The 14861-nt window shown below is 68.2% G+C and carries 13 protein-coding genes; 5 read left to right on the forward strand and 8 right to left on the reverse strand.

All coding sequences use genetic code 11. The features are described from left to right. Positions 1-22 precede the first annotated feature (22 nt). From Manayef4_RS12350 to Manayef4_RS12370, 5 genes are all read right to left on the reverse strand, one after another. Positions 23-1600: an ISL3 family transposase gene (locus tag Manayef4_RS12350; RefSeq protein ID WP_070131689.1), complete on the reverse strand. Its 1578-nt coding sequence runs from the start codon at positions 1598-1600 to the stop codon at positions 23-25. A gap of 481 nt (positions 1601-2081) precedes the next feature. Next, positions 2082-3548, reverse strand: coding sequence for an SAVED domain-containing protein (locus tag Manayef4_RS12355; RefSeq protein ID WP_070131690.1), 1467 nt, complete (start codon positions 3546-3548; stop codon positions 2082-2084). 6 nt (positions 3549-3554) lie between these two features. Further along, positions 3555-4466, reverse strand: coding sequence for an ATP-binding protein (locus Manayef4_RS12360; RefSeq protein WP_070131691.1), 912 nt, complete (start codon positions 4464-4466; stop codon positions 3555-3557). Continuing rightward, positions 4463-4972, reverse strand: coding sequence for a hypothetical protein (locus Manayef4_RS24985; RefSeq protein ID WP_070131692.1), 510 nt, complete (start codon positions 4970-4972; stop codon positions 4463-4465). Before Manayef4_RS24985 ends, Manayef4_RS12360 begins: the two co-directional genes overlap by 4 nt. Positions 4973-4974: 2 nt before the next feature. Further along, positions 4975-5940 carry a CBASS oligonucleotide cyclase gene (locus tag Manayef4_RS12370; RefSeq protein WP_070131693.1) on the reverse strand — a complete coding sequence of 322 codons (966 nt, stop codon included), beginning with the start codon at positions 5938-5940 and terminating at the stop codon, positions 4975-4977. A gap of 139 nt (positions 5941-6079) precedes the next feature. Between Manayef4_RS12370 and Manayef4_RS22985 the strand changes: the two genes are divergently transcribed. Together Manayef4_RS22985 and Manayef4_RS12375 are read left to right on the forward strand one after the other, a co-directional pair. Further along, positions 6080-6415 (forward strand): helix-turn-helix transcriptional regulator, encoded by a 336-nt coding sequence (locus Manayef4_RS22985; RefSeq protein WP_083282426.1) that lies wholly within the window; start codon positions 6080-6082, stop codon positions 6413-6415. 49 nt (positions 6416-6464) lie between these two features. Beyond that, entirely contained in the window at positions 6465-6926 is a 462-nt protein-coding gene (locus tag Manayef4_RS12375; protein ID WP_049760801.1) for an ImmA/IrrE family metallo-endopeptidase, read from the forward strand. A gap of 109 nt (positions 6927-7035) precedes the next feature. On the opposite strand, the gene Manayef4_RS12380 is transcribed toward Manayef4_RS12375, so the two are convergent. Further along, positions 7036-7857: a hypothetical protein gene (locus Manayef4_RS12380; protein WP_070131694.1), complete on the reverse strand. Its 822-nt coding sequence runs from the start codon at positions 7855-7857 to the stop codon at positions 7036-7038. 1201 nt (positions 7858-9058) lie between these two features. After that, positions 9059-10303 (reverse strand): IS110 family transposase, encoded by a 1245-nt coding sequence (locus tag Manayef4_RS12385; protein WP_254665619.1) that lies wholly within the window; start codon positions 10301-10303, stop codon positions 9059-9061. Between the two features lie 34 nt (positions 10304-10337). Here Manayef4_RS12385 and Manayef4_RS12390 point away from each other — a divergent pair, with 34 nt between their 5' ends. The 3 genes from Manayef4_RS12390 to Manayef4_RS12400 are packed head-to-tail and all read left to right on the forward strand — an operon-like array spanning position 10338 to position 14147. Further along, on the forward strand, positions 10338-11567 hold the full coding sequence (locus Manayef4_RS12390) for a tyrosine-type recombinase/integrase (RefSeq protein ID WP_217494110.1): 1230 nt from the start codon (positions 10338-10340) through the stop codon (positions 11565-11567). Then, positions 11558-13732, forward strand: a complete 2175-nt coding sequence (locus Manayef4_RS12395) for a tyrosine-type recombinase/integrase (protein WP_070131696.1) — start codon at positions 11558-11560, stop codon at positions 13730-13732. The genes Manayef4_RS12390 and Manayef4_RS12395 overlap by 10 nt, the downstream gene beginning before the upstream one ends. Further along, positions 13722-14147: a DUF6262 family protein gene (locus Manayef4_RS12400; RefSeq protein ID WP_023841376.1), complete on the forward strand. Its 426-nt coding sequence runs from the start codon at positions 13722-13724 to the stop codon at positions 14145-14147. The genes Manayef4_RS12395 and Manayef4_RS12400 overlap by 11 nt, the downstream gene beginning before the upstream one ends. Positions 14148-14326: 179 nt before the next feature. Here the strand turns inward: Manayef4_RS12400 and Manayef4_RS12405 are convergent, their stop codons facing one another. Continuing rightward, on the reverse strand, positions 14327-14554 hold the full coding sequence (locus tag Manayef4_RS12405) for a hypothetical protein (RefSeq protein WP_070131697.1): 228 nt from the start codon (positions 14552-14554) through the stop codon (positions 14327-14329). Between the last annotated feature and the right edge of the window lie 307 nt (positions 14555-14861).

The following is a 14861-nucleotide window of genomic DNA, read 5'->3' on the forward strand; positions in this document are numbered from 1 at the left end:
CGTGAACAAAGGACCTTGATCTTTAACGGTCGAGGAGGACGCGTTTGCGGAGCAGGTCGGGCTCGRCTCGACCGTACATCTGGCGTTTCAGCATCTTGATTCGGTTGACCTGGCCCTCGACCTGGCCGGAACTCCAGGGCAACGTCAGCGCGGCGGTGACCGCCTGCCAGTCGCTACGCAGTCCGGTGGCAAACCTGGCCAGCTCGGGCAGGGAGCTGGCCTCAGCCCGCTCGGTCCAGCTCTGCAGCGCGGCCAGGCCGCGGCGGTGCACGAGCAGGTMGGCGAACGAGGCGACCAGCTCACGGGCTAAGGCCAGCTCGGGGCAGCGGTCACACAGCTCGGCGAGGCGGGCCTTGTCGCCGTCGTCGACCTCGTCGGGATGGCGGGTAAGTGCTCCGGTCACCTCCCTGCGGGTGGGGTCGGTCGGACGCTCGGGGACGGGGGTGCCGGCGCGGAGCCGGGCCACGAACCGTCGCACCGTGCGTTCGCTGACGTGGACGCCGCGTTCGCGCAGTTCCTCCCGCAGCAGGCTGGTACTCGTGGCGCCTTCGGTGAACCGGGCGGTCAGGTAGTCGGCATGGYGGTCGAGGACGCTGGGCCGGCCAGCGGGCCCCGAGCCGAGCAGCTCCTCGGGGGTGGCGGCGCGCGCGAACCGGCGCACGGTCCTGCGGTTGAGCCGGAGCCGCTCGGCGATGCGGGACAGCGGCAGTCCGGTCGCAACCAGCGCGTGGACCTCAGAGTGGCGGGCTCGGGTACGCGCCGCGAGCGCGCCTTCAAGCTCCACAGGCACGACCGGTACGGCCACCGCGGCCGGCTCGGGGCACGGCGAACGCCACTGGGGCCGCAGCCGGCCCACAGCACGCTCGACCGCCTGGCACAGGTTGTGCCACAGGTGCCAGCGGTCGGCCACGTTCGTCGCGGTCGGCGCGCCGCGTGCGGCGCCTTCGGCGTAACAGGCTGCGCGGTCCCGGCAGATCACCCCCACGCCAGGATGGGCGTCCAGCCACGCTGCCAACGCGTCGGCGGAACGCTCGGCGAGAAGGTCGATCACCCGGTGGGCCTCCAGGTCGACGAGGACCGTGCCGTAGCTGTGCCCGCGCCGCCAGGAGAAGTCGTCGACCCCGAGCACCCGCACCGCCCCGACGTCCGGGTCGGGACGGGCACGGACCAGGCGCAGCAGCGTCGCCCGGCTGACCGCGACGACGAGCCGCCCGGCGAGCCGGGCCCCGGCCCGGCCGCCCAGCGCCGTCGCGACCGACTCCCACACCTGCCCCAGCAGCAGGGTGCGCCGGCCGTAGCGGACGGTCAGCCCGGGGATCTGCTCGGCGAACGTCCGGCGCGCACAATCGACGGTCGCGCAGAAGAACCGTCGCACCCGCAGGTGCACCACCAGTTCCTGACCGCCGACCGGACTGTCCGCCACCCGACGCTCGTAGCGGCTGTGGACCCGCACCGACTCGACGCCGCACCCCGGGCACACCCCCGCAGTAGCCCGGCTCCGGGCGAGCACACGCACTGACCGCCCAGCACGCACGATCTCCTCGACGATCAAGCCGGCGAAGTGAGGGAACAGGACATGGATCGGGTCAAGGACTGCCACCCGTCATGATCCACGAGGCCTCGCGCCGGCCCGCCCACCGGGCCATCACGGAATTTGTGCCAGAGCCCGTTCTCAATGGCCCTTGACAGTTTACGGAGGGTCTCGGCGGAGATCGGCCGGCTGTGTGTACTCCAGTGAAGGGTGTCCTCTGCGCGTTCTCGGTGAATCAGGTCCTGCTCAGAGGACCGCCGCCGGTGCCCGCGAAATTCGCTCTCCTCCTGGTGTGGTTGCTCCGTTTTTCYCGTCCGGTCAATGCCGCAGATCCGGTGCTGCTTTCGCCTCTTCTGAACTTCACGACAGCCGGACCAGGAACGGGTTTTTCGGGGGTTCCGGTGTTCTGGATGGCTGTTCGTGATCTTGCGCGCCGGACACGGCATCAGGGCCGTCGATCGCCCATCCGGGGCACGGTGTGGTTACACGCCGTGCCGACGGGTAGCTCGTTGCCGCAGGTCCCGGCGGAGATCGATGCTGCGGGCGTTGTTCAGTTGGGCAGGAAGAACGCCGGCTCGTAGCCGGACGCGGCGAGGTCTTCGTAGGTCTGGGTGGCGGGAACCCGATCCCACACGCCGCCGAGTAGCACCGCAAAGCCGGATGGCGCCGCCATGAAGAGGTGGAGTATTGGCGGATTGACACGGCGCGCGATCTGCCGGCTCAGRTCGCGAACGGCCAACGCGACGGCATATGCGTGATCTCTGTCGGCGATGCTACTACCCGAGATTCCGGAGGGCAGGCTGATCGTGATGATGGGTATATCGCGTCCAGTGCTAGCGATGTAGCTGGTGACGTCTGGGGTCAGGTCGGCGGAGATCGCGAGCGCGAGTGCGACCTCGCTGCCTGGCCGAAGTTCAGCGATCGATGACGAGAGGCAGATGGAAGCGGGCATGATCGTTCCGCCGGGTTTGAGCCACAGTTGGCCGTCCTTGGTCTTGGCGGGGATAAATCCGGCTGTCTCCTGGAACATGACGGCAGCGGTGAACCAGGTCGGCAGTCGCATGGTGCCGGTGATGAGGATGCGTTTCGCGCCGAGGCTGCGCAACGTCCGCTGAGCGTCGATGAGTTGTGGCCGAAGAACTGTTTCCCATTCCTTGGGGTTCTTGAGACCGCGTCGGCTGCGGGCCTCGCTTCCTCGGAATCGGTCCACCCAGTCGAGCGTCACGCGGGCGTCCGGGTTTGTGAAGCCTTCGTCGAGGGCGTTGATGGCAACCATGGTGAATGGCTCTTGCGCCCGGATGCCGAGGCGGTCGATGGCGGCCGCGATGTCGGCTGGTCGTTTCTGGCTGCGGCTGGTTTTGACCCACTCTCGAACTTCGGCGATTCCGAGCCGGTAGGCGACTTCGTCTGCTTGGACACCCGCCGCGTGGCTTATGTCTCGGATATGATAGTCGCGCCAGGCAGCTTCGGATGCGTCGGTGTGTAGCCGCAGGTTGGACAGGAATTCGTACAGCTCGTCGTCGGTGCAGTCGAGGTGACGGAGTAGGTTTCGACGTCCGGCCGCTGTAGCTGCATTAGTCGCGGTGCACAGCCGATCCGCCAAGTGATCATTGCGGTCTCGCAGGGTGAGCACCGGGTCGTCGGGGTGGATGGACCGATTYGTGACCAGGGTCAGCCTCGGGTGGGCACCGTCGACCCGCAGCTGCTGCGAGGTGCGGTAGAACCGCTGGAGAATGCTGGGGCCTCGCTTGCCCGACAGCGCGGTCAGCCACTCAATGGTCGCTGCTTTCTCGGCTGTGACGCTGGCCTTGACCTGCATGTAGTCGTCCGGCCCGTGGGCCTTCCCGATGACGACGTCGTCCACGTTGCCGGCCGTCACCGCCTCGACAGTGACGGCGTTGGCGSCCGAGTGTGGCACAAGGGTGCGCAGCGCGGCGTGCCAGGCGACTGCGTACTGGAGGTCATCGCCGGTGACGCGTGCGCCGCTCGCGCTGGGCCTGYCGCTGTCGGCTGCCATGGCGCGTCAGTGGCGCGAGGTGAACGGGGGCGTGGGCGGGTTCGCCTTGACCTGGCTGATGATCATCTGTGCGGTGACAGGCTGGTCGGGGTAGGCGGCCAGGCAGGTGGAGGCAACGAGGCGGTCGGTGAGGTCGGAGTAGGTGAAGCCGTAGCCACGTCCATTCGGGCCAGTGAGCCGCACGAGAGTTGCGATCTCCCCCTCGCTGAGGGTGACGCCATCGAAGATCCTTGCGAGGACCGCGCCGCGTTGGCTGTCGTCTGGCCGGCTGAAGTCGAATTCGGCGGCGGCCCGGCGGCGGATGGYGGGATCGAGCGCGTCYCCACGGTTGGYACACATGATCACCAGAACAGCGAGCTCTTCCGCGGCGATCTGGCTAATACCGCGGATCAGCGCGTTCACGCCGGCCCGATCCTCGTGGTGCATCTGGCTGGCTTCGCGGGACTGTGCGAGGGCGTCGGCCTCGTCGATCACCAGGATGAGTGGCCGGCGGCCACGGTTTGCTCGGGCTTCGGCAATGATCGTGTCGAACGCTGTCCCGATCAGACGGGTCATCTCGCCGACGATGCCACTCCCGCGGGTGCGCAAGCTGAGCCGTTTGACGCGCACGGTGATGTGATGCTCGCGAGCGATGGCGTCGGCGAAGGTCTCGGCGAGCGTCGTCTTTCCGGTTCCGACATCTCCGCTAAAAATGATCAAAGGTGGGCGGTGGGCCATCAGCCTCACGGCGGGCAGCACGGCCCCGTGCATGGCGGTGCTCCAGTCCTCCAACAGCGAGGGCTTGAGGATGACCTCCGCTTCCTTGAGGAGGCGGGTCTTGATGTGGTCGAGCCCGACCAGCGCCGTGTAGCGCCGGAGGGCGAGCGGGTCTGGGAGATCGAGGTCGTCGTCGAAGATCTCGGCGGGTGTTGTGCTCATAGCGGGCGGTAGCTGCTCCTGGTGAACCCCGTCCCCTGGGCGGAGTAGGTGCGGTCGGTGGTGTGGAAGCCGCCGGAGTACCCCGGCGCCGCCGCCGGGGTCCGCACGATCGGCAGCGACTTCTCGATCGTGTCGCGGATCGCGGCGTCCAGGCGCCACCAGGCGGGTGAATGGATCAGGTAGCTGGTAAACGTGGMGTCGACGACGTCGGCGTGCCGGCACACGCCTCCGGCGCGGTCGTCGGTTGTGAGTGTGCCGTTGACGAAGACGTACTCCAGGGTCAGAATCCAGGCGCCGCGACATTGGAAGCCATAGATGACCTTGTCCACGTGGCCCCCGTGGGCCAAGGCTGTGGCTTCCGCTGCGAGGTCAATGATCTCTGTGTCGGACGGCTTGCCGTAGTACCGCTGGAGCTGGGCCAGGTCGGTAGCAATCTTGGATGCGACATACCGCGCCGAGGCGATGCTGAAGGTCTCGTTGGYGGTGAGCGTGGCGGTGATGGTCATAATCAACCCCGGAACCGGTCGCCGAGGACGACCTGCCAGCACTCGATGGCCTGGGCCCTCGTCGTGGCGTGCCGGGCTTCAGTGATCGCGTMCAGTGCCCGCTCGGCGGCCGTGRCGATCCTCTGCTGGTCCTTCATCGTGTAGAGGCGTGCCGCGTTGTTCTCCGGGTTCACCGGGTCGAAGATCTCGATCACGTCGGTCCGCTGCCGTGGGAGGGCGTAGGCCGGGTAGTAGTCGGTGAAGGCGATTCGCTCGTTCAGTTCGGTCCGGACCACCAAGTCGAAGAAGCCGTCCAGGGCCGTGACGTAGTCACTGAACACGATCTTGTCTGTGTCGAGCAGGTGGGCGCACAGCAGCTCGACCATGAACGACTTGAAGCGGAAGTCCGCGTCTCGGTCTTTCTGCGCGTGGACCCACCACTTCACCAGCCGCACGACCTGCGCCCAGTCCGTAGGGCAGGCGCGCTTGCGGGCGCGGACGAAGTCGAGGTGGAGTCGCACACTGGTGAGCAGCCGGCGCCCATCGCTCTTGGAGACGAGGTAGCCCCGGTCGTCCGGATCGCCTTCGTACAGCACCGGGACGACGTCGACGTCGATGCCGCTGGACTTGAAGTGGATGTTGACGCAGTGGGTCGTCGCCTCGATCTGTGACGGGTCGATCAAGCCGCCGTATGCCTCCCGGAGCCGCTCCGCGAGCCAGTCCACCAGCTCCGCGCCGTCCTGCGGGGCTTCCGCCAGGCGGACGTACACGGYGACGTCGTAGTCGAGGACGTTCCGAAGCGCGGTCCCCTTGGCGACYGAGCCCGCGTGAAGCATCTTCACCAGCGAGAAGTTTGGGTGCTTGGCGATATGCGCGTGCAGGCGCTCGCGGAGGTGGTTCACCTGCTTCCGATCCTCGTCCGCAGTCGCCTTCGGCAGGTTCACGACGCGTCCGGCAAACACCGCGAGATCGTCATGAGTGATCTTCATGTCGTTCGGGTGCCCCCCTCCAGGAGTCKATCAAAGGGCGGCGCAACCGTACCACGGATGTTGACAAGGACAGCAAGCCTGGTCCAGGATGTTTGTATCAATCACATGATGTTGGCGTCACTCGCACACGGGGTCAAGGATGACAATCGAGCCCGCCTACCAGGAGTTCGGAGAGCGGCTAGCCCAGACACGTCGACATGCTTCGCTGACCCAGCGCGACGTCGCCGAGCGTTCAGGTATCAGCCGCYCGACTATCGCCAACATTGAGAAGGGGCGGCAGCGCCTGCTCTACCATCAGCTCCTCGACTTGGCGCACGCGATCGGGGTCGATCCACGCGACCTCCTGCCCGCCCCGCCGACACCGTCGCCGGCTCTCGCGCACCTCGATGACCTGGCGCCACCTGCTCATGTGCTTGACTGGGTCCGTCGGGGCGTAGATAGAACAGGCAGACAGGACCGTGGCGAGCAACGCTGAGCGCGCAGCYCATGACCTCCTCGCCCGTCATGCCGTCGCCGCTCCACCCGTGCCAGTCGACAAGATCGCAGCGGCCGAGGGGATCTCCGTCGTTCAGGAACCGTTCCGCGACGACGAGGTCTCGGGCGTACTCCTCCGCGAGCCCGACCGGACGATGATCATCGTCAATGCGGCCAACGCTGTCGTCCGACAAAGATTCACTATTGCCCATGAAATTGGACACTTCACGTTACATCGTGGAACTGTCTACCTAGACGGACGCGCCCGCGTGAACTTCCGGGATGGCCTGTCGTCTATGGCTACAGACCAGGAAGAGATCGAGGCGAACTCATTCGCCGCAGCACTTCTCATGCCCACCAAATGGGTCAGAACAGCATTCGAGACCACAGTCCGAAACAGCCCGGTCGGCAGCGAGGAAGAGTTGGCCGGGCTGCTCGCTGGGCGCTTCGTCGTAAGCCGTCAAGCGATGCTCTTCAGGCTCATCTACCTCGGGCTTATTGCCGCACCTTAAAGACATCCCAGCTTCCATAACTGGCCGGYAGCCCTACAGGGGAAGCTCGGCAGCGATGCCCGTRCCACCAGACCAGCTGCGGGCACGGGCATCGCTCAGTCTCTGTCGATCAGAATGCTTGCTGGGGCTCACCGCCGACTGACCTTGCATTGCCTTCGATCTGGGCGTGGATGTCGCTGCGTAGCTGCGCGACCAGTCTGCGGGCAGTACCGGCGCCGACATGCAGCCGTTTACGCAGCGTCTCAGCGGAGATCGGGCGCTGGTGCTGCTGCCAGTGCAGCACGTCTTCGGCTCGCGCCCGGTGGAGCAGGTCCTGCTCCCGCGCACCCAGACCGTTCCGACAGGGTGTCTCGTCTGCCGAGAGCACTTCCGCCCTGCCATCCTGACCAGGCTGCGCGGGCACCGGTGGTTGGTCCATCAGCATCGACTCATACGAATCATCCGCGGTTCGTGAGGTCGGCAGGGGCGCGCGCGCCCCGGTAGTCTGCATGGCCTGAATCAGACCTGGGCCAACCTCGGCCCAGCCGATCATCAGAAGTGGGCCGACGGCGTCGAACGCGGCTTTGCCGTACTGGCCGGCAATCAGGGGCTCGGCGACGTTGAGAGCCAAGGTGACCAGACTGGCGAAGATGAGCAGGCGCCGGGCGGATCGCTGCACGTCGGCGGGGCCGCCGTACAGAGCCATMTGACGGGTACCCAGCAGCAGCCCGACAACGGACAAATCCACCGCGGGAGCTACCAAGGGGGCGATGAAAACCGGAACTCCCAAACGCAGGCCGAGGGCGAAAGAGTTCCCGAACCCGAACAGAAACGTCAATCCCACGACGATCCCGATCATTGTGGTCACGAGCTTCACGGCGTACGCGGGCCCAGCCGAGCCCGAGGAGTCCTCGCAGGGCGAGGCGGCTGAGGTTTCGCTCTGGCCGTTCACTGGGTACCACCCCTGACCGACAGCAATACGGCCATCCCGATCGGCCAGCCTGCGGCGGCGTTGCACCGAAGCCAGCCAGTGATCGCAGATGGCCGGCGGCTTGTCCCCGGCATCCGCAAAACCGATCTTCTTGGAGTGGGGGAGGACAGGGCAGTGAGTAGGACGGTGCCTCGTGCTGAGTTCGGGCTCGGGGCGGCCCCAGGCGACGTCGGAGGGRCACAGACACCGGCAAGTCGCGCGGACCCACACGGGCGTGGGGTCGAGCGGATGCGCTGCCGTGCGAGCCGCACCCTCGTCAAGGACGGGTCGAGGTGTAGCAACGGGTGTAGCAACGCYGGCGAACCGGCGCGTACGTCGGCGGCCTTCCACGGCCGAAAACGTACGTCCGCGGACGTCGAAATGACGGTCATTTCGGCCTGAAAAGCGGAAGGTCGGCGGTTCGACCCCGCCCCTGCCCACCACCTCTGATCAGGGGTTTTACCTCGCGACTGAGATCGTTTGAGGCCATTTGAAGATCGTTATGTAGCAACGTCTGTAGCAACGGCGACCGCAGTTAGACGGCGGACGGTCGCCCGCGCACCCCGCTGACCTGCAYAGACACTTCCGACAGACCGTCCGCTTTGCGGCAAAACAGTCGAGCCAGCTCGATCGCCTCGGCACCGCGCCCCATCGCATCCGGCGTCGCGCAAAAGCCCTGGTCAAGCGTTCGTCACGAGGCGCAGATCCGGYGCCGCACCGCTCTGAACGGGCCGTTGAAGCCTCATGACCTGCGATGTTCGCACTCGCGGTCCGGCGCGCCGCATCACTCCCGGATGGTCGTGGGCCGCTGCTACACCGGTAGCTACAGATGGGCCGGAGAACCTGACGGAATCCGCTGATGTAGCCGTCTGACCTGCCCCGACTCGGGAAGCGTCGCGGCCGGACCGTCCGTTTCAACGGCGGACGGTCCAGGGAGCGCGTGCTGGTGTCAGATTGACACGCTGCTACCACACGAGTCCTCGTGATCTGACCGGAAATACCAACTGAACGTGGGCACGCTCGCGCCCGCCAGGGCACTTGGCCGCTGGTGCGCGCGACAGCGGCGGATCCCGTGGGCTGCCGGCTGGCCGTTCTGACGGTGAGCGGTGCTGGCGTGTCCGGTCGTCGCCCCGACAGAGCGGCCGTCAGGCCGCCGGGTCGGGCGTTCCGCTCGCGGCGGCCGTCAGGCCGCGGCGAGCAGGGCGGTGATCTCCTGTGCGCTCAGGTTGAGGCTCTTGAGCTCGCGCAGGGCGTTGCGCTTGCGGCGTTCCCTGCTCTGCAGGCTGGCGTGGTAGTCGACTCCGAGGTCATGGAACCGCGCGGTGGGGTCGTTCAGCAGATGCCAGACGATGGTCAGGATGGAGCGGGCGACGGCGACGAGGGCCTTGAGATGGCCGCGGCGTTTGACGAGGCGCCGGTAGCGGGAGCCGAGGAAGGTCTTCGTCTTCGCCGCCGCCATGGCGGCCTCCCCGAGGGCGCCGCGCAGGTAGGGGTTGCCCTTGCCGGTGCGCCCGGTGCGGCTTTTCGCGCCGGACTGGATCGTCTGGGGGGTCAGTTTCGCCCACGAGTTCAGGTGGCCGGAGGTCGGGAACTGGGCCATGTCGGTCCCGATCTCGGCGATGATCACCTGGGCGGTGTGGCGGGCGATGCCGGGGATCTCGTCGAGCCGGTCGAGGATGTCCAGGCCGGGCCGGGCCGCGGCGCCACCGCCGCCCTGGCCGGTCCCGGTGGTGGCGTCCCCGTCGGGGCCGGTCTCGCCACCGCGGGCGGCGTCGGCGGCGGCGTGGGCCGGGGCAGGCAGGGCGGCGATCGCGGTGTCGATCCGCTCGGTGAGCTCGGCGATCCGCCGATCGAGGCCGTCGATCTGGGCGAGCAGCACCGAGAGCAGGTAACCGTGGTGCTCGGTGAACTGGCCGGTCAGCGCGGTCGCCAGCTCGGCCTGGGTGGCCTTGACCCGGCCGCGGGCAAGCGCCGCGAGCTTCTTCGGATCACGTTCGCCCGCGACGAGCGCGTCGAGCATCGCCCGACCGGAGACCCCGAAGATGTCCGACAGCACCGTCGACAGTTTGATCAGGGCGTCCTCGAGGAGCTTCTCGACCCGCARCCGGTGCCGGGTGCACTCGGCGGTCAGGTCCAGGCGCAGCCGGGTGAGGTTACGGATCTCGCGGATCTCGGGTGGCGGCACGAAGGAGGGCCGTAGCATGCCACGCTCGTTGAGTTTGGCCAGCCAGATCGCGTCGAGTTTGTCCGTTTTGGGTCTTCCCGGGACGTTCTTGACGTCCCGGGCGTTAACCAGCCACACCGTGAGACCGCGGGCCTMGAGCAGGTAGTAGAACGGGCGCCAGTAGTCAGGCGTAATCAGGCGTCGCCGTAAGGCCGTCCGTGACGGAGGTTGACGGGTCGGGAATCGGTCCGGCGTGTCGGTCACGGACTGCGAATCTGTAGTCGATACGTTACGAGACGTGACGGACGTTGTGGAGCCGTGCCGGACGCAGCGGCTCGTGCTGCCGGACGGTGCGACGAGCTGGACGGTGCTCGGACCGGACTACCGGGTGGTCGGGCCGGCGGAGGAGTTCCTGGAGTATCTGCGGGCGCAGGRCTCCTCGCCGAACACGGTGCGCTCGTATGCGCGGGCGCTCGCGCTGTGGTGGAGCTATCTGGCGKTGTTCGGCTTGGCCTGGGACGCGGTGACGCTGGCGGGGGTCGGCGGGTTTCTGACGTGGCTGCGTTCCGGGGACGGGCCGGATGTGGTGTCGATCGAGCCGCGGGCCGCGCGGGTCGCCGAGTCGACGGTCGCGAACCGGCTGCGGGCTATGACGTCCTGCTACCGCTACCACGAGCTCAACGGCGTGCCGCTCGGCGGCGACCTCGTTCGGCTGGTGCATGGCGGGCGGGCGGCCTACCGGCCGATGCTCGAGCACGTCGCGCGCAGGCGGGGCCGGGAGCGGGCGGTCGTGCGGGTCCGCACCCCGTCGCGGCAGGCACCTCCGGTGCTCACGCCGTCGCAGATCGAGCTGATCTGCGACACGTGCGCGACGTTCGACGCGGCCACGGGCAGGTGGCAGGGGCAGGTGCGTGACCGGCTGCTGTGGTCGCTGCTGGCGGAAAGCGGCCTGCGCCTGGGTGAGGCGCTGGGTCTGCAGCACCGGGACTGGCACACCGGCCGCGGCGACACCCCGTTCCTCGAGGTCGTCCCGCGGGAGCATCCGCACCGGGTCCGGGTCAAGGGCGGCCGCTACCGGCGGATCTATGTGTCGGACGTGCTCGACCGGCTCTATGGCGAGTACCTCTGGCAGCTGTGCGATGCCGGCGTCGACCAGGCAGTGGCCGATCTGGACACGGCGCCGGTGTTCGTGAACGTCGCGGGCGGGACGCGATTCGCGCCGTGGCGACCGGAGACGGTCTACGACCTGGTCCGCCGGCTGCGCCGCGACCTCGCCGGGAAGGTCCCGACGGGCTGGGCGCCCCACTGGCTGCGCCACTCGCACGCGACCGCCCTGCTGCTGGCAGGGGTGCCGGTGCACGTCGTGTCCCGCCGGCTCGGCCACGCCGACGTGCAGACCACGCTGGAGATCTACGCCCACGTGACCGAGGACACCGACGCGCGAGCAGCGGCGAGCTGGCGGGCGTTCACCGCCGGCTGGCGCCCCCAGGCCGTGGCCGGCGGCGGGCAGATCGGACCGTGCTCGTGAACATCACGGTCGAGGAAGTCATGGACAACCTGGCCGCCGCGGGGTGCGGATATGCCCCCGTGATCCTGGACCAGTTGTGGGCGACGGTTCCTGATGACCTGCGGCTGGGCCGGCTGTCGGCGGCGACGGTGCCCGAGCGCTACCGCAACGCGTTCACCGCGGCCGCCCCGAGCAACGCGATCCTCGTCGAGAGACTGCCGGAGCCGATGGGCCGCGAGCTGACCTGGTGCTGCCTGAGGGTGATCGAGCTGGGCGGGAAGATCGCGCTACCGGGGGTGGCGATGCTGACCCGCCGCCTCGCCGAGGCCGTCGCCGACCTCGGCGCTCGCGGCCCCGTCTCGCTGATGGACCTGCCCGCGCGGGACTGGTGTCAGCAGTTCTCGTTGGCGGTCCACCGGCGCAAGGGCAGGCTGCCGACCGCGCGCTCGACGCAGACCGTGCGGGAGACCTTGGTGCGGTTCCTGCGGCTGCTCGCCCTCGCCTACGACACCAGACCCTGGTGGCAGCGGGAGTCCTGGAACCCGGTCGAGGATCCCCGCATCCCGCTGCGCGCGCACGAGCCCCAGGGTCGCGAGGCGATCTACTTCCAGCGCGTCAGTGCGTCCCGGCTGCGCCTCGGCCTGCAGTGGTACTGCAAGATCAGCCTCGAGACCGGGGCGCTGCGATGGTCGACCGTCGGCCAGCGGGTGTTCGCCATGACCATGTTCGACGCGTTCCTCGCGAGCCGCGGCGGGCGTCCCACCCACCTGGCCGACACACCGGAGGGGGTGCGGGCCCTCATGCTCGACTACCTCGGCCACGTCCGTGCCTCGCGTGCCAGCCGCGGGCCGACCGAGGGACAGCCGCTGTCCGCGAACCACATGAAGATCCTGCTGATCTCTGTCGAGCAGTTCTACGCCTTCATGCAYGACCACAAACACGAGGCCGCGGCGGCACTGGGCGACCCAGGCTGGCTGCGCCTCGGACCGCAGCATGCGGCGTTCTACCGGCGCGGCGAGATCCCCCGCCCCGTGGYGCACCGCGACACCGAGCAAAACGTCATCCCCGAGGCCGCGTTCACGCAGATCATGGCCAGCATCGGGATGCTCGGCGATCCGGTGGCCGACGGAGGGTTCGGCGACGAGCAGGCCATGCGGATCATGATGCTGCAGACGCGGCTCGGCCGGCGGATCAGCGAACTGCTCCTGCTCGACCACGACCCGCTCTGCGCGCTCGCCATGCAGGCGCCGTCCGACGAGGAGCCAGACGCGTTCGCCGCCCGGCTCCGCTACCAACAGACCAAGATCGACGGTGCGCCGGACACGGTCCTGGTCGACCGCGAGATCGTGACGATCATCCGCGCGCAACAGGAATGGGCGTCCGGATGGATCGCTCGCCACGGCGCGCCGGGAGCGACGCCGCGTTACCTGTTCCTGGGCGAGAAGATGAACCGCCACGGCAACCGGCCCTACGTGTCGAGCACCCTGCACCGGATGCTCACCGAGATGGCCCGCCGGCTCGATATCCGCGACGACGTCGGCCGTCTGGTCGACTTCCAGCGCACGCACCGCTTCAGGCACACGAAGGCGACCAGCCTGCTCAACGCCGGGGTGCCGATCCACGTCGTGCAGCGCTACCTCGGGCATCTGTCCCCGACGATGACGATGCACTACGCGAAGACCCTCACCGAGACCCACGAGGCGGAGTTCCTGCGCTACCGCAAGCGCACAGCCGACGCCCGCGAACTCGCCATGCCGGCGGCCGATCTCTACGACCTGCTGCATCTCGACAGCCGCACCGACCGGATCCTGCCGAACGGCTACTGCCTGCTGCCACCACGGCAGTCCTGCGACCGGGGAAACGCCTGCCTGACGTGCGACAAGTTCACCACCGACGCGACGTTCCTGCCCGAACTGCGCGCCCAGCACCGCCGCACCCTGACCCTCATCGACACCCGCCAGGCAGCGTTCACCGCCCGCACCGGCACCCCGATGGGCACCGACAACGTCTGGCTCGCCGGCCGCCACCGCGAGGCGGCCGCCCTCGAAGCGGTCATCGCCGCCCTCGACGCCGACACCGCCGCGCAGGGGCAGCCAGTCCGCGGCGCCGGGGTCGTCGCCCGCACCGACGCCACGGCCCGCCGCGCGACCGGCGACCTGGGACGAGGCCAGCCCGATGGCCGGTAACCTCGACAACCTGCGCAGGGCCACCGCGACGCGCACCGCCACCGCCGTGACCAGAGCCGAAAAGACGCTCGAGGAGATGCGCGCCGCCGACGAGCCGGTCACCTTCCGCGGCCTGGCCGCCCGCTCCGGGGTCTCCCTGGACTTCCTCTATCGACACACCGGCCTGCGCAGCCGGATCGAGCAGTTGCGCGCGACACAGACCGCCCAGCCATCCCGACCGGCGGAACCGGACCAGCCGAGCAACGTCGTGCGGACACTGACCGCGCAGCTCAGCGAACTCAAAGCCCGCCACCGCGCCGAGATCACCGCGCTGAACGAGGCGCTCGCCGCAGCCCACGGGGAGAACCTGATACTCCGCCGCCGCCTCGGCCCCAACGCCACGGCCGGCACCGACACCAACCCCAACGACCCGTGAGCGCCACCCGGACACAGTCGTCACGTGACGACCGCCCCCAGCGCGGCGCCGGACGACCCCACGCGGCGCTATCCCTGCCTCGGCGCCTCGACGCCAACCCCGGGTCCGCACACTGATCCGGCCGAGCGGACCCSCCCCGTCGCGGACGCGTCCGTGACGGCCCTGACCTGCCAAAACAACTATATTCGATCTTGAAAACTACAGATAACGCCGGTGGATTCCATACCCACCAGAGAAACCCGCTGTTCCGACAGCCACCCGGCCAGCCGGGTCAGTCCCGCTCCCGTCGTGGCGAAGGTCCGCACCTCCCCCCGCCGGCCGCCACCACGCCCGCCAACCCGGACCGCCGCCACGACCGTGTCCCGGTGCACGTCCAACCCGGCGACCCGGTCGATCAGCACATCCATGAAAGACCGCCTCCTTCCCTTACGATCAGTGATCCACACGGACCGCCCGGGGAGGGCCTGTCATCAAAGATTCTGAGGTACGCGCTCGTGGCAGCAGGACAGGATTCCTCAGGACCTCCGCGCCACACTGACCTACGGGCTCGCAGGCACCACAGAGGGACGACGTCGGACCGGACGGCACCAACATCCTCATCAGGACAGGGTGCCGGCGCAAGCCGGCATGATCACTGACCTGCGACGATTCGCCGAGCGTCGGGCCTCGCCGAGCGTGTCGACCTATTAATATTACCAGCTATCAGCCAATATA

It is taken from the genome of Frankia sp. CgMI4, assembly GCF_001756285.1.
Classification (GTDB): Bacteria; Actinomycetota; Actinomycetes; order Frankiales; family Frankiaceae; genus Frankia; species Frankia casuarinae.

Coding starts and splice junctions, on each gene's coding strand:
- Manayef4_RS12400 (WP_023841376.1), top strand. CDS start 13,722: ATGGCCGGTAACCTCGACAACCTGCGCAGGGCCACCGCGACGCGCACC.
- Manayef4_RS12405 (WP_070131697.1), bottom strand. CDS start 14,554: ATGGATGTGCTGATCGACCGGGTCGCCGGGTTGGACGTGCACCGGGAC.